Below are 18,691 nucleotides of genomic sequence, written 5' to 3'. Positions count from 1 at the left end.
GCCTTTAAGGCTCATTAGCGGTGGACCAAAAAAGCCTTTTTCTGTAAGCTACAGCTTTAGTGTGTCCACTAAAAGCGCGCAGAATAATTCAGTGAACAAGCGGGGTGACGTGTCCATACGTCACTCCGCTTTTTTACAACCTGCGATCGCCCTTTCAGGCTTTATTTACGGGAGGTCTTCTTGACTAAGCCAGCCATACTCGCCCTTGCTGATGGCAGCATTTTTCGCGGCGAAGCCATTGGAGCCGACGGTCAGACCGTTGGTGAGGTGGTGTTTAACACCGCAATGACCGGCTATCAGGAAATTCTTACCGATCCTTCCTACGCCCAGCAAATCGTTACTTTGACTTACCCGCACATCGGCAACACCGGCACCACGCCGCAAGATGCCGAGTCCGATCGTGTCTGGTCCGCCGGCCTGGTCATCCGTGATCTGCCGCTGGTAGCGAGCAACTGGCGTAACACCATGTCCCTGTCCGACTACCTGAAAGCCAACAACGTTGTGGCGATCGCCGGTATCGACACCCGTCGCCTGACCCGCATCCTCCGCGAGAAAGGCGCGCAGAACGGCTGCATCATGGCCGGTGACAACATCACCGAAGAAGCTGCCATCGCCGCTGCCCAGGGCTTCCCTGGCCTTAAGGGCATGGATCTGGCGAAAGTCGTCAGCACCAAGAAGCAGTATGAGTGGCGCTCCACGGTCTGGGACTTGAAAACCGACAGCCACGCGACGATCGAGGCTTCCGAGCTGCCGTACCACGTGGTTGCGTACGACTACGGCGTCAAGCTGAACATCCTGCGCATGCTGGTGGAGCGTGGTTGCCGCGTGACCGTGGTGCCCGCGCAGACCCCGGCGGCAGATGTCCTGGCCCTCAATCCTGACGGCGTGTTCCTGTCCAACGGCCCGGGTGACCCCGAGCCTTGCGACTACGCTATCCAGGCGATCAAGGACGTGCTGGAAACCGAGATCCCGGTGTTCGGCATCTGCCTCGGTCATCAGTTGCTGGCCCTCGCGTCGGGCGCCAAGACCTTGAAAATGGGTCACGGTCACCACGGCGCCAACCACCCGGTCCAGGACCTGGATACTGGCGTGGTGATGATCACCAGTCAGAACCACGGTTTTGCGGTGGATGAGGCGACCCTGCCGGCAAACGTGCGTGCGATCCATAAGTCGCTGTTCGACGGCACGCTGCAAGGCATCGAGCGTACCGACAAGAGCGCATTCAGCTTCCAGGGCCACCCTGAAGCGAGCCCTGGCCCGAACGATGTAGCGCCGCTGTTCGATCGCTTCATCACCGAGATGGCCAAGCGACGCTGACCGCGTGAAGCCCGAGGGCGGCCCCGAAACCGGTGGTCCCCTTGGGCGCTGCAAAGATTGTTCGACGGCCTAGCCGACTGACCTGCGGATTTGAGTGACAAACCCATGCCAAAACGTACAGACATAAAAAGCATCCTGATTCTCGGCGCTGGCCCGATCGTGATCGGCCAGGCTTGCGAATTCGACTACTCCGGCGCCCAGGCCTGTAAAGCCCTGCGCGAAGAGGGCTATCGCGTCATCCTGGTGAACTCCAACCCGGCCACCATCATGACCGACCCGGCCATGGCCGACGCCACCTACATCGAGCCGATCAAGTGGCAGACCGTTGCCAAGATCATCGAAAAGGAGCGTCCGGACGCACTGCTACCGACCATGGGTGGCCAGACTGCATTGAACTGCGCCCTGGACCTGGAACGTGAAGGCGTCCTGGAGAAGTTCGGCGTGGAAATGATCGGCGCCAACGCCGACACCATCGACAAGGCCGAAGACCGTTCGCGCTTCGACAAGGCGATGAAATCCATCGGCCTGGACTGCCCACGCTCGGGCATCGCCCACAGCATGGAAGAGGCCAACGCCGTTCTGGAGCGTCTGGGCTTCCCGTGCATCATCCGTCCGTCCTTCACCATGGGCGGCACCGGTGGCGGCATCGCTTACAACCGTGAGGAATTCGAAGAAATCTGCGCCCGTGGTCTGGACCTGTCGCCGACCAAAGAGCTGCTGATCGACGAATCCCTGATCGGCTGGAAAGAATATGAAATGGAAGTTGTCCGCGATAAAAAGGACAACTGCATCATCGTCTGCTCCATCGAAAACTTCGACCCGATGGGCGTGCACACTGGTGACTCGATCACCGTTGCGCCAGCCCAGACCCTGACTGACAAGGAATACCAGATCCTGCGTAACGCCTCCCTGGCGGTACTGCGCGAGATCGGCGTGGAAACCGGCGGCTCCAACGTCCAGTTCGGCATCTGCCCGAACACCGGTCGCATGGTGGTCATCGAGATGAACCCGCGGGTATCCCGTTCCTCGGCCCTGGCCTCGAAAGCCACCGGCTTCCCGATCGCCAAGGTCGCGGCCAAACTGGCTGTGGGTTACACCCTGGACGAACTGTCGAACGACATCACCGGTGGCAAGACCCCGGCGTCTTTCGAGCCGTCCATCGACTATGTCGTCACCAAGCTGCCACGTTTCGCCTTCGAGAAGTTCGCCAAGGCCGACGCCCGCCTGACCACTCAGATGAAGTCGGTCGGTGAAGTCATGGCCATCGGTCGGACCTTCCAGGAGTCCCTGCAGAAAGCCCTTCGCGGTCTGGAAGTGGGTGTTTGCGGCCTCGATCCGAAGCTGGACCTGAGCCACCCGGACGCCATGAGCGAGCTCAAGCGTGAGCTGACCGTGCCGGGTGCCGAGCGGATCTGGTACGTGGCGGACGCCTTCCGTGCCGGCATGACCGTCGAGCAGATCTTCGGCATGAACATGATCGACCCTTGGTTCCTGGTGCAGATCGAAGATCTGATCAAGGAAGAAGAGAAGGTCAAGACCCTGGGCATGTCCAGCATTGACCATGCCACCATGTTCCGCCTCAAGCGCAAGGGCTTCTCCGACATGCGCCTGGCCAAACTGCTGGGTGTGACCGAGAAGAGCCTGCGGGCTCATCGCCACAAACTTGAAGTGTTCCCGGTCTACAAGCGCGTTGACACTTGCGCCGCTGAATTCGCCACCGACACCGCTTACCTGTACTCCACGTACGAAGAAGAGTGTGAAGCCGCGCCGTCGACTCGTGACAAGATCATGATCCTGGGCGGCGGTCCTAACCGGATCGGCCAGGGTATCGAGTTCGACTACTGCTGCGTGCACGCGGCACTGGCCCTGCGCGACGACGGGTACGAGACCATCATGGTCAACTGCAACCCGGAAACCGTGTCCACCGACTACGACACCTCCGATCGCCTGTATTTCGAACCAGTGACCCTGGAAGACGTGCTGGAAATCGTCCGTGTCGAGAAGCCAAAAGGTGTGATCGTCCAGTACGGTGGCCAGACCCCTCTGAAACTGGCGCGTGCTCTTGAAGCGGCCGGTGTGCCGATCATCGGGACCAGTCCGGACGCCATCGACCGTGCCGAAGACCGTGAGCGCTTCCAGCAGATGGTTGAGCGTCTGAACCTGCGTCAGCCGCCTAACGCTACCGTGCGCAGTGAAGACGAAGCGATTCGCGCCGCCGCCAAGATCGGTTACCCGCTGGTGGTGCGTCCGTCCTATGTGCTGGGCGGTCGGGCGATGGAAATCGTCTATCAGGAAGATGAGCTCAAGCGCTACCTGCGTGAAGCGGTTCAGGTGTCCAACGACAGTCCGGTGCTGCTGGACCACTTCCTCAACTGCGCCATCGAAATGGACGTGGATGCGGTCTGTGACGGCAAGGACGTGGTGATCGGCGCGATCATGCAGCACATCGAGCAGGCCGGTGTTCACTCCGGTGACTCCGCTTGTTCGCTGCCGCCTTATTCGTTGCCGGCCCACATCCAGGACGAAATGCGCGAGCAGGTCAAGAAAATGGCCTTGGAACTGGGCGTGGTCGGCCTGATGAACGTGCAACTGGCCCTGCAGGGCGAGGACATCTACGTCATCGAAGTCAACCCGCGCGCTTCCCGTACCGTACCGTTCGTCTCCAAGTGCATCGGTGTGTCCCTGGCGATGATCGCTGCACGGGTCATGGCCGGTAAGACCCTGAAAGAGCTGAACTTCACCAAGGAAATCATTCCGAACTTCTACAGCGTCAAAGAGGCGGTGTTCCCGTTCGCCAAGTTCCCTGGCGTGGACCCGATCCTCGGCCCTGAAATGAAGTCCACCGGCGAAGTCATGGGCGTGGGCGATACCTTCGGCGAAGCGTTTGCCAAGGCCCAGATGGGCGCCAGCGAAGTTCTGCCGACTGGCGGCACGGCGTTCATCAGCGTGCGTGATGACGACAAGCCGCTGGTTGCAGGCGTGGCCCGTGATCTGATCAACTTGGGCTTCGAAGTGGTCGCCACTGCCGGTACCGCCAAGCTGATCGAAGCGGCTGGCTTGAAGGTGCGCCGCGTGAACAAGGTGACCGAGGGGCGTCCGCACGTGGTAGACATGATCAAGAATGACGAAGTCACGCTGATCATCAACACCACCGAAGGTCGCCAGTCGATCGCCGATTCGTATTCCATTCGTCGCAACGCGCTGCAGCACAAGATCTACTGCACCACGACCATTGCTGCGGGCGAAGCTATCTGCGAAGCGCTCAAGTTCGGTCCCGAGAAGACCGTGCGTCGCTTGCAGGATCTACATGCAGGATTGAAGGCATGAGCATAACCAAGTACCCGATGACTGTTCAGGGCGCGAAGGCCCTGGAGGAAGAACACGCTTTCCTGACCAAGGTCGAGCGCCCGCGCCTGAGTCAGGCGATTGGCGAAGCGCGTGAGCTGGGCGATCTCAAGGAAAACGCCGAATACCACGCTGCCCGCGAGGAGCAGGGTATGGTCGAGGCGCGAGTCCGTGATATCGAAGGCCGCATGCAGAATGCCGTGATCATCGATGTCACGACGATCCCGCACACTGGCAAGGTCATTTTCGGCACCACGGTGGAAATCGCCAACGTTGAGACGGATGAAAGCGTCACTTACCAGATCGTTGGTGAGGATGAGGCGGACATCAAGCTCGGCAAGATTTCCGTCGGCTCTCCCATTGCTCGCGCCTTGATTGCCAAGGAAGAGGGTGATGTGGTGGCTGTGAAGACACCAGGTGGTGTCATCGAGTATGAGATTGTCGAAGTCCGTCACATCTGAGCGAAGGCGTCCGCTGCGAGCGGGCGCCATGATCTGGCAGCTCACCCAGATGTTATGGGTGGGCGGCGTCTGGTTGTTGCACGTCGGTTTGCTGCCGGTGCTGGGTCGAATCGGCCTGGCACCGCTGCTCATCGATGAAATCGCAGCTATGCTGACGTCGCTTCTGGTGGGCTTTTCCTCGGCATGCATAGTGTTTCAGGCTTTGGTGCTGGTTCAGGCCGAGGGCCTTGACAGTCTATGGCGCGACATTCGTGGGCAGTTGCTGCTCATGTCGTTGTATGCGTGCGGGATGTTTCTTGCTGTACGTCTCGGCTGGCCGGATGCGAGCCTGTGGCAGGTATTCAGTTATCTGGTGCTGGGTTTTTCCGGGTTGGTGCTGGTGTTGCAACCGGTACCCGGATGGAGCAGCAGGGTGCGCGAAGCACACCCCTGACCCTTTGGCATTACTTGAAGCGGTGAACGTTCGACAGTTGCTTGTTGACGCTGAAATTCTTGCGATAAATCAGTGCCATCTTGCCGATGACCTGCACCAGGTCTGCCTTGCCGGTCTTGCACAGTTCGGCAACGGCAGCCAGGCGGGCTTCGCGATCGAGAATATTGAGCTTGATCTTGATAAGCTCATGATCGCCCAAGGCGCGTTCCAGCTCGGCTAGAACACCTTCAGTCAAACCGTTGTCAGCCACAGTCAAAACCGGTTTCAGATGGTGGCCAATGGATTTGTATTGTTTCTTCTGCTCTTGAGTGAGCGGCATAATCTGACCCCTGCGTCTGATCTTGTAAAAAGCGGCGGCCAGTTTACCCGAGCGAGTCCGGGACCGCCCAGTTAATCACGACCCGTTTTATTTTTTAGAGGTGGCCCGTGGCCCGTTCCAAGACTAGCCAGAACTGGCTCAGAGAGCATTTCAACGATCCGTACGTCAAAATGGCGCAAAAAGACGGCTATCGTTCTCGTGCCAGCTATAAATTGCTCGAAATCCAGGAAAAGGATCGTCTGATCCGCCCTGGCATGACCGTGATCGACCTCGGCGCCGCGCCGGGGGGGTGGTCTCAGGTGACCAGTCGTCTGATCGGCGGTCAGGGGCGATTGATTGCTTCCGACATCCTGGAAATGGACAGTATCCCCGACGTGACCTTCATTCAGGGCGATTTCACCGAAGACGCCGTGCTGGCGCAGATTCTCGAGGCTGTCGGAAATACGCAGGTTGACCTTGTGATTTCCGATATGGCCCCCAATATGAGTGGATTAGCAGCTGTCGACATGCCTCGAGCCATGTTCCTCAGCGAGTTGGCCCTGGATCTTGCCGGGCGGGTGTTGCGCCCAGGTGGTGATTTTTTGATCAAGGTCTTCCAGGGTGAAGGTTTTGATGAATACCACAAGGGGATGCGCAAGCTGTTCGACAAAGTGCAGATGCGCAAGCCATTGTCGTCGCGCGATCGCTCTCGTGAGCAGTATCTGCTGGCGCGGGGCTTCCGGGGAATTGAAGGCGCAGCCAGTGATGAGCGTCTTTGATAAAGGCTGATAGTTTTTTTTGTCTCGCCTTGCAAGAGCCGTGTTACGAAAATTACGCGGTCAGAGTTTCACAAAGGGTTACAGACGGCGCCTGCCAGAGTCGTAGGTAATGTAGTAAGTTAGGCCGGTGAATATCATGCGAAGCGCGCGCCAGTAGCGGAGCTTGCTTCAGAGGGTAGTTAATTGAACGATATGGCAAAGAATCTGATCCTGTGGTTGATCATCGCCGCTGTCCTTGTGACCGTGATGAACAACTTCTCCAGCCCTAACGAGCCGCAGACCCTCAACTATTCCGACTTCATCCAGCAAGTCAAGGATGGCAAGGTCGAGCGCGTTGCCGTCGATGGTTATGTGATTACCGGCAAGCGCACCGATGGCGACAGCTTCAAGACCATTCGTCCGGCGATTCAGGACAACGGCCTGATCGGCGATCTGGTGGACAACCATGTTGTGGTAGAAGGCAAGCAGCCTGAGCAGCAGAGCATCTGGACCCAGCTGTTGGTGGCCAGCTTCCCGATCCTGGTGATCATCGCGGTGTTCATGTTCTTCATGCGCCAGATGCAGGGCGGTGCTGGTGGCAAGGGCGGGCCGATGAGTTTCGGCAAAAGCAAGGCCCGACTGCTCTCTGAAGACCAGGTGAAGACCACCCTGGCCGACGTCGCCGGGTGCGATGAGGCCAAGGAAGAGGTCGGCGAGCTGGTTGAATTCCTACGTGATCCGGGCAAGTTCCAGCGCCTGGGCGGCCGTATCCCGCGCGGCGTGCTGATGGTGGGTCCTCCGGGTACCGGTAAAACCTTGCTGGCCAAAGCGATTGCTGGCGAAGCCAAAGTGCCGTTCTTCACGATTTCCGGTTCCGACTTCGTTGAAATGTTCGTCGGTGTGGGCGCCAGTCGTGTGCGCGACATGTTCGAACAGGCCAAGAAACACGCGCCATGCATCATCTTCATCGACGAAATCGACGCTGTCGGTCGCCATCGTGGCGCCGGCATGGGTGGTGGTCACGACGAGCGCGAGCAGACCCTCAACCAGTTGCTGGTCGAGATGGACGGTTTTGAAATGAATGACGGCATCATCGTGATTGCCGCCACCAACCGTCCGGACGTGCTCGATCCTGCGCTGTTGCGTCCAGGTCGTTTCGACCGCCAGGTTGTGGTGGGGCTGCCGGACATTCGTGGTCGCGAACAGATCCTCAAGGTTCATATGCGCAAGGTGCCGATGGGTGACGACGTCGCTCCGGCAGTGATCGCTCGTGGTACTCCGGGTTTTTCCGGTGCCGACCTTGCGAACCTGGTCAATGAGGCGTCGCTGTTCGCTGCTCGGACCGGCAAGCGTGTCGTTGAAATGAAAGAATTCGAACTGGCCAAAGACAAGATCATGATGGGCGCGGAGCGCAAATCCATGGTCATGTCCGAGAAAGAAAAGCAGAACACGGCGTATCACGAGGCGGGTCACGCGATCGTTGGTCGTGTGGTGCCCGAGCATGATCCGGTCTACAAGGTTTCGATCATTCCGCGCGGTCGTGCCTTGGGTGTGACCATGTTCCTGCCGGAAGAAGATCGTTACAGCCTGTCCAAGCGGGCGTTGATCAGCCAGATCTGTTCGCTCTACGGTGGCCGTATTGCCGAAGAAATGACGCTGGGCTTTGACGGTGTTACCACCGGCGCATCCAACGACATCATGCGTGCCAGTCAGATCGCTCGGAACATGGTCACCAAGTGGGGTCTGTCCGAAAAACTGGGCCCACTGATGTACGCCGAAGAAGAGGGTGAAGTGTTCCTCGGTCGTGGTGGCGGTGGCCAGCACGCAAGCTTCTCCGGCGAGACGGCAAAGCTGATCGACTCTGAGGTGCGCAGCATCATCGACCAGTGCTATGGCACCGCCAAGCAGATCCTCACGGATAACCGTGACAAGCTCGACGCCATGGCTGATGCCCTGATGAAGTATGAAACCATTGATGCCGAGCAGATCGACGACATCATGGCAGGTCGCGAGCCTCGCGAGCCTCGTGACTGGTCGGGCGGCGGCACCGGTACGTCCGGTACGCCTCCGGCGGTACAGGGCGAGCGTCCGGAGACACCGATTGGCGGTCCGGCTGCTGACGTTTAAGGCTTGAAATGACTTCTGTTCAGTCCTCAACCCGGTTGCCTTGCGGCAACCGGGTTCTTGATTTGTCCCATGTCCATGTCATGGGCATTCTCAATGTCACTCCCGATTCCTTTTCCGATGGCGGTCGATTCAGTCAGCTTGATGCTGCCTTGCGGCATGCCGAGGCTATGGTCGCTGCCGGCGCGACGCTGATCGATGTCGGCGGTGAGTCGACCCGGCCAGGCGCGCGGGCAGTTTCGCCCACCGAAGAGCTGGAGCGCGTGGCGCCGATTGTCGAGCGCATCCATCGCGAGCTTGATGTCATCATCTCGGTGGATACGTCCACGCCCGCGGTCATGCGTGAATCTGCGCGGCTTGGAGCAGGGTTGATCAACGACGTTCGCTCCTTGCGGCGCGATGGTGCCCTGGATGCCGCAGCGGCTACGGGGTTGCCGGTGTGCCTGATGCATATGCTGGGCGAGCCCGGAACCATGCAGGACGACCCGCACTATCATGATGTGACCAGGGAAGTCGGAGAGTTTCTCGTGGAGCGCCTGGATCAATGTGCCGCCGCAGGCATTCCTGCGCAGCGGATCATTCTTGATCCCGGGTTCGGCTTTGCCAAGACGCTGGCTCACAACCTGAGCCTGTTCAAACATATGGAAGCCTTGCATGCCCTGGGGCGGCCCCTGTTGGTCGGGGTTTCGCGAAAGAGCATGATAGGCAACGCCCTGGGTCGTCCCGTGGGGGAGCGCCTGTACGGCGGTCTTGCGCTGGCGGCCCTGGCTATTACAAAAGGCGCACGCATATTGCGGGTGCATGATGTGGCCGAAACGATGGATGTTGTGCGGATGATCGCAGCAGTGGATTCAGCCGAATAAGAATGACGGAGCACTTATGAGCAAGAAATACTTTGGCACCGACGGTATTCGTGGTCGGGTCGGTGAATACCCTATTACCCCTGATTTCATGCTCAAGCTCGGCTGGGCTGCCGGCATGGCGTTCCGCAAGATGGGCGCCTGCAAGGTACTGGTTGGCAAAGACACGCGAATTTCCGGCTACATGTTCGAATCGGCGCTTGAGGCCGGCCTGACTTCGGCGGGCGCCGATGTGATGCTGCTCGGCCCGATGCCGACGCCGGCCATCGCCTACCTGACGCGCACGTTCCAGGCCCAGGCAGGCATCGTGATCAGTGCTTCGCACAACCCGCATGATGATAATGGCATCAAGTTCTTCTCCGGCCAGGGTACCAAGCTGCCGGATGATATCGAGCTGATGATCGAAGAGCTGCTGGACGCGCCGATGACTGTGGTTGAGTCGAGCAAGATCGGTAAAGTGTCGCGGATCAACGATGCTTCAGGTCGTTACATTGAATTCTGCAAAGGCAGCGTGCCCACCGGTACGAGCTTTTCGGGCCTGAAAATTGTCGTCGATTGTGCTCATGGCGCAACTTATAAAGTCGCACCAAGCGTATTCCGCGAGTTGGGGGCAGAGGTTGTCGTACTCTCCGCCCAACCTAACGGACTGAACATCAACGACAATTGCGGTTCCACTCATACCGAGGCGCTGCAAGCGGCTGTGCTGGCCGAGCAGGCTGATCTCGGGATTGCCTTTGATGGTGACGGTGATCGGGTCTTGATGGTTGATCACACCGGCACAGTCGTCGATGGTGATGAGCTGCTGTTCATCATTGCGCGCGATCTGCATGGGCGCGGCAAGCTGCAGGGCGGCGTGGTGGGGACGTTGATGAGCAATCTCGGGCTCGAGCTGGCCCTGGCGGACCTGGATATTCCCTTCGTGCGGGCCAATGTCGGTGATCGCTATGTGATCTCGGAGCTGCTGGAGCGCAATTGGGTGATCGGGGGCGAGAACTCCGGGCATATCGTTTGTTTTGACCACACCACCACTGGTGATGCGATTATTGCTGCCTTGCAAGTGCTGATGGCGCTCAAGGCGCGCAATGAAGGACTGGCGCAGTCGCGTCAGGCATTGCGCAAATGTCCGCAGGTGCTGATTAATGTGCGTTTCGGCGGAGGTGCGAACCCTCTGGAGCATGCGACGGTCAAGCAAGCCAGCGAGCGCGTAACGCAGGCTATGGCCGGGCGTGGGCGCGTGCTATTGCGCAAGTCGGGTACCGAGCCGTTGGTGCGGGTCATGGTCGAAGGCGAGGATGAAGCACAGGTCCGCGGTTATGCTGAAGAGCTGGCGAAGCTTGTTAGTGAAGTTTCTGCCTGAATTCGGCTTGCCAGTCATCAATCGGTTGGGTAACATCTGCGCCCACTTTGACCGACGAGGTACAGCATGCGTCGCCCTATGGTAGCTGGTAACTGGAAGATGCACGGTACCCGCGCCAGCGTCGCTGAGCTGATCAACGGCCTTCGTCATCTGGCCTTGCCAAGCGGTGTTGATGTCGCGGTATTCCCGCCTTGCTTGTATATCAATCAAGTGGTTGATGGCTTGAAAGGCAAGTCGATTTCGGTCGGCGCGCAGAATTCTGCGGTGGAATCCATGCAAGGCGCGTTGACCGGTGAGATTGCGCCAAGTCAGTTGGTGGATGCAGGTTGTTCCCTGGTCCTGGTCGGGCACTCCGAGCGCCGCATGATCATGGGCGAGAAGGACGGGGCTCTGACTCGCAAGTTTGCGGCGGCCGAGGCTTGTGGTTTGATTCCGGTGTTGTGCATAGGGGAGACCCTTGAGCAGCGTGAGTCCGGGAAAACCCTTGAGGTTGTCGGGCGTCAGCTAGGCAGCATCATCGAAAGTCTGGGTATCGGTGCTTTTGCAAAGGCGGTCATTGCTTACGAGCCGGTCTGGGCCATTGGCACCGGACTGACTGCTTCGCCGCAACAGGCGCAGGATGTGCACGCCGCCATCCGCGCGCAGTTGGCGGCAGAGAATTCTGAAGTGGCACGAGGTGTGCGGCTTCTATACGGCGGCAGCGTGAAGGCGGCCAATGCGGTCGAACTGTTCGGCATGCCGGATATCGATGGGGGGCTCATTGGTGGAGCGTCCCTGAATGCAGATGAGTTCGGTGCGATCTGTCGCGCCGCGGGAAACTGAAAAAATGCTGGAAACAGTCGTAGTCGTTTTTCATCTGCTGGGTGCATTGGGTGTAGTTGCCCTGGTATTGCTGCAGCAGGGTAAAGGTGCGGATGCTGGTGCGTCTTTCGGTGCAGGTGCTTCAAATACTGTGTTCGGAAGCCAAGGTTCCTCTACCTTTCTTAGTAAGTTTACTGCTATACTCGCTGCCGGTTTCTTCATAACCAGCTTGGGGTTAGGTTACTTTGCTAAAGAGAAGGCTCAAGAGCTGACTCAAGTAGGTTTGCCAAACCCAGCGGTGTTGGAAGTACCAAAGCAACAACCGGCTTCTGATGATGTACCGGTGCTTCAAGAGCAACAGTCGGCCAATCCGGCGACTGACGTACCTCCAGCTCAAGAGCAGAAGTAAGAAGGTTTCAAACGCTGTATTGCCGAGGTGGTGGAATTGGTAGACACGCAACCTTGAGGTGGTTGTGCCCATAGGGTGTAGGGGTTCGAGTCCCCTTCTCGGTACCAATTATCAGGAGAGCCCGCGATTGCGGGCTTTCTTGTAGGTGGAAGGGTTACATTGACCCTGTAAGGGATCGGTCGTATACTTCCGCCCCAGCTTTGTCGCGGGATGGAGCAGTCTGGTAGCTCGTCGGGCTCATAACCCGAAGGTCGTCGGTTCAAATCCGGCTCCCGCAACCAGTTTCAGGGGCCCCTTCCAAGGGGCTTTTTGTTAGCTGGACACTTTATAACGCCGCTGTTCAACGGCGTTTCAGGGATGGGCTATTCGCCCATTTTTTTTTATTTGCACAGCATGCACAAACATGCACGAGGGGGTTCAGGTGTCGAGCAAGCTAGAACAGTTGCAGGCCTTGTTGGCCCCGGTGGTCGTGGCCCTTGGCTATGAATGCTGGGGTATTGAGTTTTCGGCTCAAGGTCGCCACTCACTGTTGCGCGTTTATATCGATAAGGAAGGCGGCGTATTGGTGGATGACTGCGCCATCGTCAGCCGTCAAATCAGCGGTGTATTGGATGTCGAAGATCCAATCACTTCCGAATACACCCTTGAAGTTTCCTCGCCTGGCATGGAACGCCCTCTGTTCACCCTTGAACAGTTCGCTTCGTTTGCCGGTGAACAAGTGAAGATCAAGCTGCGCTCGCCCTTCGAAGGTCGACGCAACTTTCAAGGCCTTCTGCGCGGTGTAGAAGAGCAGGATGTCGTGGTGCAGGTAGAAGACCATGAGTTCCTGTTGCCGATCGATATGATCGACAAGGCCAACATTATTCCCAGTTTTGACTGATACGTGCCAGATACTGCGGATCCCGCGGATCCAATGGCTTGCGAAAGGCGAGGCGTACGATGAGCAAAGAAGTACTGCTGGTTGTTGAGTCGGTATCCAATGAAAAGGGCGTACCGGCTAACGTTATTTTTGAAGCGCTGGAGCTGGCCCTGGCCACTGCTACCAAGAAGCGGTTTGAAGACGAAGTTGATTTGCGTGTGGAAATCAATCGCCACACCGGTGCCTATGAGACTTTCCGTCGCTGGACGGTAGTCGAAGAAGCCGACCTGGACGATCCGGCTATCGAAACCTGGCCAAGCAAGGTTGCAGAAACGCATCCTGGCGCCAAGGTAGGTGATGTAGTCGAAGAAAAGATCGAATCCATCGAGTTCGGTCGTATTGCTGCGCAGACCGCCAAGCAGGTCATCGTGCAGAAAGTTCGCGAAGCCGAGCGTGCGCAAGTCGTCGATGCTTATCGCGAGCGCCTGGGGGAAATCATCTCCGGCACCGTGAAAAAAGTCACCCGCGACAACGTGATCGTCGACCTGGGCAACAACGCCGAAGCGTTGCTGGCCCGTGAAGACATCATTTCTCGCGAAACTTTCCGGGTCGGCGTGCGACTGCGTGCGCTGCTCAAGGAAATCCGCACCGAGAACCGGGGCCCGCAGCTGATCCTGTCGCGTACCGCGCCGGAAATGCTGATCGAGTTGTTCCGCATCGAAGTGCCGGAAATTGCTGAAGGCCTGATCGAAGTAATGGCCGCCTCCCGTGATCCGGGTTCGCGTGCCAAGATCGCGGTCCGCTCCAAGGACAAGCGCATCGACCCGCAAGGTGCCTGCATTGGCATGCGTGGTTCGCGTGTCCAGGCCGTATCCGGCGAGTTGGGCGGCGAGCGTGTGGATATCGTCCTGTGGGACGACAACCCGGCTCAGTTCGTGATCAATGCCATGTCGCCTGCTGAAGTGGCGGCAATTATCGTCGACGAAGATGCCCATGCAATGGACATCGCCGTTGGCGCAGACAATCTCGCTCAGGCCATCGGTCGCGGTGGTCAGAACGTGCGTCTGGCTAGCCAATTGACTGGCTGGACACTGAACGTGATGACCGAATCGGACATCCAGGCTAAGCAGCAAGCTGAAACCGGCGATATCCTGCGCAACTTCATCGAAGAGCTTGAAGTCGATGAAGAACTGGCGCAGGTGCTGGTGGATGAAGGCTTTACCAGCCTGGAAGAGATTGCCTACGTACCGGTGGAGGAAATGCTCAACATCGACGGCTTTGACGAGGACATCGTCAACGAGCTTCGCGCTCGGGCCAAGGATCGTTTGTTGACCAAAGCCATCGCTACTGAGGAAAAGCTGGCAGACGCCCATCCGGCCGAAGACCTGCTCTCGCTTGAGGGCATGGACAAGGATTTGGCGATGGAACTGGCGGTGCGCGGCGTAATTACCCGCGAAGACCTGGCCGAGCAGTCTATTGACGATCTGCTCGACATCGACGGCATTGACGATGATCGTGCCGGCAAGTTGATCATGGCCGCCCGAGCCCACTGGTTCGAGTAATTAGGCGCGGCCTGAGGAGAGAAGTGCATGACGCAAGTCACGGTGAAACAACTGGCCGATGAGGTCAAAACACCGGTAGAGCGCCTGTTGCAGCAGATGCGTGAGGCAGGTCTGCCGCACACCGCCGCCGAGGAACATGTGACCGACAGTGAGAAGCAGTCCCTGCTGACTCACTTGAAGAGCAGTCACAAGGCGAAAGTGGAAGAACCGCGCAAGATCACTCTGCAGCGTAAAACCACCAGCACCCTGCGTGTTGCCGGTAGCAAAAGCATCAGCGTTGAAGTACGCAAGAAGAAAGTCTTCGTACAGCGCAGCCCGGAAGAAATCGAAGCCGAGCGCAAACGCGAACTGGAAGAACGTCGCGCAGTAGAAAATGCTGCACGTCAGAAGGCTGAAGAAGAAGCCAAGCGTCGCGCCGAAGAAGAAGCGCGTCGCCAGCCTGCTGCTGCGCAATCCGCTCCGGCCGAAGCCGTTGCGGCTCCAGCCCCGGCAGCCGAACCCGTGCGTGAAAGCGCGCCGGTCCTGGCAGCAGCTCCAGCACCTGCGGCCGATACTCGCAAGCGCGACGAACAGCGTCGTCCGGACAAACCACGTGCCGACGACAACCGTCGGGGCAGTGGCGATGGCGAGCGTAAAAACGCTCCTCATCGTGCTTCGGTCAAGGAAAAGGCGCCAGCGCCACGCGTTGCGCCACGTACCACCGACGAAGAAAGCGATGGCTTCCGTCGTGGCGGTCGCGGCAAGGCCAAGCTGAAGAAGCGCAACGCCCACGGTTTCCAGAGCCCTACCGGCCCTGTCGTGCGTGAAGTGAAGATCGGCGAGACCATCACTGTGGGCGATCTGGCCCAGCAGATGTCGGTCAAGGCTGCTGAAATCATCAAGTTCATGTTCAAGCTGGGTACGCCGGCCACCATCAACCAGGTACTGGATCAGGAAACTGCCCAACTGGTTGCCGAAGAGCTGGGCCACAAAGTGACCCTGGTCAGCGACACTGCCCTGGAAGATTCCCTGGCCGAGTCCCTGAAGTTTGAAGGTGAGGCGGTTTCCCGTGCGCCGGTCGTGACCGTAATGGGCCACGTTGACCACGGTAAAACCTCCCTGCTCGACTATATCCGTCGTGCGAAGGTTGCGGCAGGCGAGGCGGGTGGTATCACCCAGCACATCGGCGCCTACCACGTTGAAACCGACCGCGGCATGGTGACGTTCCTCGACACCCCGGGTCACGCTGCGTTTACCGCAATGCGTGCTCGTGGTGCCAAAGCGACCGACATCGTGATCCTGGTGGTCGCAGCGGACGACGGCGTGATGCCACAAACCATCGAAGCCGTTCAGCATGCCAAGGCAGCTGGCGTCCCTCTGGTGGTTGCGGTGAACAAGATCGACAAGCCGGGCGCCGATCTCGATCGCATCCGTAGCGAACTGTCGGTTCACGGCGTGACTTCCGAAGAGTGGGGTGGCGATACTCCATTCGTACCGGTCTCCGCGAAAATGGGTACCGGCGTTGACGAACTGCTCGAAGCCGTTCTGTTGCAAGCCGAGGTTCTGGAACTGACCGCTACACCTTCGGCTCCTGGCCGTGGCGTGGTCGTCGAATCCCGTCTCGACAAGGGCCGTGGCCCGGTTGCGACCGTTCTGGTTCAAGACGGTACCCTGCGCCAGGGCGACATGGTGCTGGTCGGTTCGAACTACGGCCGTGTACGTGCCATGCTCGACGAGAACGGCAAGCCCATCAAGGAAGCAGGTCCTGCTATCCCGGTCGAGATCCTCGGCCTGGACGGCACTCCGGACGCTGGCGACGAGATGAGCGTTGTGGCTGACGAGAAGAAAGCCCGTGAAGTGGCTCTGTTCCGTCAAGGCAAGTTCCGCGAAGTCAAACTGGCTCGTGCTCACGCCGGCAAGCTGGAAAACATCTTCGAGAACATGGGCCAGGAAGAGAAGAAGACGCTCAACATCGTCCTCAAATCCGACGTCCGTGGATCGCTGGAAGCGTTGAACGGCGCCTTGAACGGCCTGGGTAACGACGAAGTGCAAGTGCGCGTGGTCGGTGGCGGTGTCGGTGGTATCACCGAGTCCGACGCCAACCTGGCACTGGCCTCCAACGCTGTACTGTTTGGCTTCAACGTGCGTGCCGATGCCGGCGCTCGCAAGATCGTCGAGCAGGAAGGTCTGGATATGCGTTACTACAACGTGATCTACGACATCATCGAAGACGTCAAGAAAGCCCTGACCGGTATGCTGGGCAGCGATGTTCGCGAGAACATCCTGGGTACCGCTGAAGTGCGTGACGTGTTCCGTTCGCCGAAGTTTGGCGCGATCGCCGGTTGCATGGTGATCGAAGGTGTCGTTCACCGTAACCGTCCAATCCGTGTACTGCGTGAAGACATCGTTATCTTCGAAGGCGAGCTGGAATCCCTGCGCCGCTTCAAGGATGACGCTTCGGAAGTCCGTGCCGGCATGGAATGCGGTATTGGCGTCAAGAGCTACAACGACGTCAAGGTCGGCGACAAGATCGAAGTCTTCGAGAAGGTCCAGGTTGCTCGCAGCCTCTGACTCGCGTACTTCAAGAGCCGTACTGGGCAGCCGCATGAACATGCGCTGCCACTCAGGCGGACTCTAAACGCAACGCCCGGTCTGGCTTTTGTCAGGCCGGGCGTTTGCCGCTTTCAGACCTCACGGGTTTGACCGTGGGGCAGTAACAGGTAACAAGACATGGCAAAAGAATATAGCCGTACCCAACGAATCGGCGATCAGATGCAGCGCGAGCTGGCCCAACTGATCCGTCGCGAAGTCAAAGACCCGCGCGTCGGCCTGGTCACCATTACCGCAGTGGAAGTCAGCCGTGACGTCGGTCATGCAAAGATTTTCATCACCGTGATGGGGCAGGACAGCGCCGAAGAAATCGCCCAAAGCATCAAGGTGCTCAACTCGGCTGCCGGTTTCCTGCGTATGCAGTTGGCCCGGGAGATGAAGTTGCGCAGCGTTCCACAGTTGCACTTCCACTACGACGAAAGCGTCGTGCGGGGCGCGCATCTGTCGGCCCTGATCGAGCGCGCCGTGGCTGAAGACAGTCAGCACCCGGTTGCGGCTGAACCCGAAGACACCAAGGAGTAAATGGTGGCTCAGGTCAAACGTATCCGCCGTAACGTCAGCGGCATCATCCTGCTCGACAAACCGCTGGGGTTCACCTCCAACGCGGCGTTGCAGAAGGTTCGCTGGCTGCTCAATGCCGAGAAAGCCGGGCACACCGGCAGCCTCGATCCGCTGGCCACCGGCGTGCTGCCGCTGTGTTTTGGTGAGGCGACCAAGTTCTCCCAGTACCTGCTCGATTCCGACAAGGGTTATGAAACCCTGGCGCAACTGGGCAAGACCACCACCACGGCGGACGCCGAAGGTGAGGTGTTGCTGGAGCGGCCGGTGACCGTTGGTCAGGCTGATGTCGAGGCTGTGTTGCCAGGTTTTCGCGGCCAAATCAGCCAGATACCGCCGATGTACTCTGCTCTCAAGCGTGATGGCCAGCCGTTATACAAGCTGGCCCGTGCAGGCGAAGTAGTGGAGCGTGAACCGCGTTCTGTTACTATTGCGCGCTTGGAATTGCTGGCCTTTGACGGTAATACTGCGCGGCTGGCAGTCGATTGCAGCAAGGGCACCTATATCCGGACCCTGGTGGAGGATATCGGTGAAAAGCTCGGCTGTGGTGCGTACGTGGCCGAACTGCGACGGACCCAGGCCGGACCTTTCACGCTGGCCCAGACGGTCACGCTGGAAGAGCTCGAAGCGGTACATGCCGAAGGCGGCAACGAAGCGGTCGACCGCTTCCTGATGCCATCGGACAGCGGCCTGCTGGACTGGCCGCTGTTGCAGTTCTCCGAGCACAGCGCGTTCTACTGGCTCAACGGCCAACCGGTACGTGCCCCGGATGCACCGAAGTTCGGCATGGTACGGGTACAGGATCACAATGGCCGCTTCATCGGTATCGGTGAAGTGAGCGAAGACGGGCGCATTGCGCCGCGTCGACTGATTCGGTCGGAATGACCGGAACCAGCCTGTGTAACAGCAGGTTGGCGAGTGTGGCTGTTAACAGGCACGGTCACTACTCATTTATAGATA

The 18,691-nt window shown here is 58.7% G+C and carries 16 protein-coding genes and 2 tRNA genes; 17 read left to right on the top strand and 1 reads right to left on the bottom strand.

The window, feature by feature from the left end; genetic code table 11:
• Nucleotides 1–180: 180 nt before the first annotated feature.
• From carA to BMY45_RS02950, 4 genes are all read left to right on the top strand, one after another.
• A complete protein-coding gene (gene carA, locus BMY45_RS02965) occupies nucleotides 181–1,317 on the top strand; it encodes a glutamine-hydrolyzing carbamoyl-phosphate synthase small subunit (protein WP_047229063.1) in 1,137 nt (378 codons plus the stop codon).
• Between the two features lie 105 nt (nucleotides 1,318–1,422).
• Nucleotides 1,423–4,644: a carbamoyl-phosphate synthase large subunit gene (gene carB, locus BMY45_RS02960; protein WP_092394290.1), complete on the top strand. Its 3,222-nt coding sequence runs from the start codon at nucleotides 1,423–1,425 to the stop codon at nucleotides 4,642–4,644.
• Nucleotides 4,645–4,646: 2 nt separating this feature from the next.
• Nucleotides 4,647–5,123, top strand: a complete 477-nt coding sequence (gene greA / locus BMY45_RS02955) for a transcription elongation factor GreA (RefSeq protein WP_030139783.1) — start codon at nucleotides 4,647–4,649, stop codon at nucleotides 5,121–5,123.
• 28 nt (nucleotides 5,124–5,151) lie between these two features.
• Nucleotides 5,152–5,556, top strand: a complete 405-nt coding sequence (locus tag BMY45_RS02950; protein ID WP_092394287.1) for an MFS transporter — start codon at nucleotides 5,152–5,154, stop codon at nucleotides 5,554–5,556.
• 10 nt (nucleotides 5,557–5,566) lie between these two features.
• Here the strand turns inward: BMY45_RS02950 and BMY45_RS02945 are convergent, their stop codons facing one another.
• Complete coding sequence (locus tag BMY45_RS02945) at nucleotides 5,567–5,875, bottom strand: YhbY family RNA-binding protein (RefSeq protein WP_003177852.1); 309 nt, start codon at nucleotides 5,873–5,875, stop codon at nucleotides 5,567–5,569.
• 107 nt (nucleotides 5,876–5,982) lie between these two features.
• On the opposite strand from BMY45_RS02945, the gene rlmE reads away from it, so the two are divergent.
• The 13 genes from rlmE to truB all read left to right on the top strand — a co-directional run bounded on the left by rlmE (nucleotide 5,983) and on the right by truB (nucleotide 18,616).
• Nucleotides 5,983–6,633, top strand: coding sequence for a 23S rRNA (uridine(2552)-2'-O)-methyltransferase RlmE (gene rlmE, locus BMY45_RS02940; RefSeq protein ID WP_047229060.1), 651 nt, complete (start codon nucleotides 5,983–5,985; stop codon nucleotides 6,631–6,633).
• A gap of 192 nt (nucleotides 6,634–6,825) precedes the next feature.
• Complete coding sequence (ftsH, locus tag BMY45_RS02935) at nucleotides 6,826–8,739, top strand: ATP-dependent zinc metalloprotease FtsH (protein WP_047229059.1); 1,914 nt, start codon at nucleotides 6,826–6,828, stop codon at nucleotides 8,737–8,739.
• Nucleotides 8,740–8,747: 8 nt separating this feature from the next.
• A complete protein-coding gene (gene folP / locus BMY45_RS02930) occupies nucleotides 8,748–9,599 on the top strand; it encodes a dihydropteroate synthase (RefSeq protein ID WP_092394284.1) in 852 nt (283 codons plus the stop codon).
• Between the two features lie 16 nt (nucleotides 9,600–9,615).
• On the top strand, nucleotides 9,616–10,953 hold the full coding sequence (gene glmM, locus BMY45_RS02925; RefSeq protein WP_092394281.1) for a phosphoglucosamine mutase: 1,338 nt from the start codon (nucleotides 9,616–9,618) through the stop codon (nucleotides 10,951–10,953).
• Between the two features lie 66 nt (nucleotides 10,954–11,019).
• Nucleotides 11,020–11,775 carry a triose-phosphate isomerase gene (gene tpiA, locus BMY45_RS02920; RefSeq protein WP_092394278.1) on the top strand — a complete coding sequence of 252 codons (756 nt, stop codon included), beginning with the start codon at nucleotides 11,020–11,022 and terminating at the stop codon, nucleotides 11,773–11,775.
• Nucleotides 11,776–11,779: 4 nt separating this feature from the next.
• On the top strand, nucleotides 11,780–12,163 hold the full coding sequence (gene secG / locus BMY45_RS02915; protein ID WP_047229055.1) for a preprotein translocase subunit SecG: 384 nt from the start codon (nucleotides 11,780–11,782) through the stop codon (nucleotides 12,161–12,163).
• Nucleotides 12,164–12,184: 21 nt separating this feature from the next.
• Nucleotides 12,185–12,270, top strand: a tRNA-Leu gene (locus BMY45_RS02910).
• A gap of 97 nt (nucleotides 12,271–12,367) precedes the next feature.
• Nucleotides 12,368–12,444 (top strand) — tRNA-Met (locus tag BMY45_RS02905).
• 140 nt (nucleotides 12,445–12,584) lie between these two features.
• Nucleotides 12,585–13,043 (top strand): ribosome maturation factor RimP, encoded by a 459-nt coding sequence (gene rimP, locus BMY45_RS02900; RefSeq protein ID WP_025211790.1) that lies wholly within the window; start codon nucleotides 12,585–12,587, stop codon nucleotides 13,041–13,043.
• 59 nt (nucleotides 13,044–13,102) lie between these two features.
• Nucleotides 13,103–14,584 (top strand): transcription termination factor NusA, encoded by a 1,482-nt coding sequence (nusA, locus tag BMY45_RS02895; RefSeq protein ID WP_047229054.1) that lies wholly within the window; start codon nucleotides 13,103–13,105, stop codon nucleotides 14,582–14,584.
• Nucleotides 14,585–14,611: 27 nt separating this feature from the next.
• Nucleotides 14,612–17,134: a translation initiation factor IF-2 gene (infB, locus tag BMY45_RS02890; RefSeq protein WP_092394272.1), complete on the top strand. Its 2,523-nt coding sequence runs from the start codon at nucleotides 14,612–14,614 to the stop codon at nucleotides 17,132–17,134.
• Between the two features lie 159 nt (nucleotides 17,135–17,293).
• Complete coding sequence (gene rbfA, locus BMY45_RS02885) at nucleotides 17,294–17,695, top strand: 30S ribosome-binding factor RbfA (protein ID WP_003177871.1); 402 nt, start codon at nucleotides 17,294–17,296, stop codon at nucleotides 17,693–17,695.
• Between the two features lie 3 nt (nucleotides 17,696–17,698).
• Complete coding sequence (gene truB / locus BMY45_RS02880) at nucleotides 17,699–18,616, top strand: tRNA pseudouridine(55) synthase TruB (protein ID WP_092394915.1); 918 nt, start codon at nucleotides 17,699–17,701, stop codon at nucleotides 18,614–18,616.
• The last annotated feature ends 75 nt before the right edge of the window (nucleotides 18,617–18,691 follow it).

Origin of the sequence: Pseudomonas sp. NFACC39-1 (genome assembly GCF_900110355.1) — a bacterium.
GTDB classification, from domain to species: domain Bacteria; phylum Pseudomonadota; class Gammaproteobacteria; order Pseudomonadales; family Pseudomonadaceae; genus Aquipseudomonas; species Aquipseudomonas tehranensis.
Note: the sequence above shows the minus strand (reverse complement) of the source record. Positions and strands in the feature narration are given on the sequence as shown.

Coding starts and splice junctions, on each gene's coding strand:
- infB (WP_092394272.1), top strand. CDS start 14,612: ATGACGCAAGTCACGGTGAAACAACTGGCCGATGAGGTCAAAACACCG.
- BMY45_RS02950 (WP_092394287.1), top strand. CDS start 5,152: ATGATCTGGCAGCTCACCCAGATGTTATGGGTGGGCGGCGTCTGGTTG.
- tpiA (WP_092394278.1), top strand. CDS start 11,020: ATGCGTCGCCCTATGGTAGCTGGTAACTGGAAGATGCACGGTACCCGC.
- folP (WP_092394284.1), top strand. CDS start 8,748: ATGACTTCTGTTCAGTCCTCAACCCGGTTGCCTTGCGGCAACCGGGTT.
- BMY45_RS02945 (WP_003177852.1), bottom strand. CDS start 5,875: ATGCCGCTCACTCAAGAGCAGAAGAAACAATACAAATCCATTGGCCAC.
- nusA (WP_047229054.1), top strand. CDS start 13,103: ATGAGCAAAGAAGTACTGCTGGTTGTTGAGTCGGTATCCAATGAAAAG.
- ftsH (WP_047229059.1), top strand. CDS start 6,826: ATGGCAAAGAATCTGATCCTGTGGTTGATCATCGCCGCTGTCCTTGTG.
- glmM (WP_092394281.1), top strand. CDS start 9,616: ATGAGCAAGAAATACTTTGGCACCGACGGTATTCGTGGTCGGGTCGGT.
- rbfA (WP_003177871.1), top strand. CDS start 17,294: ATGGCAAAAGAATATAGCCGTACCCAACGAATCGGCGATCAGATGCAG.
- carB (WP_092394290.1), top strand. CDS start 1,423: ATGCCAAAACGTACAGACATAAAAAGCATCCTGATTCTCGGCGCTGGC.
- secG (WP_047229055.1), top strand. CDS start 11,780: ATGCTGGAAACAGTCGTAGTCGTTTTTCATCTGCTGGGTGCATTGGGT.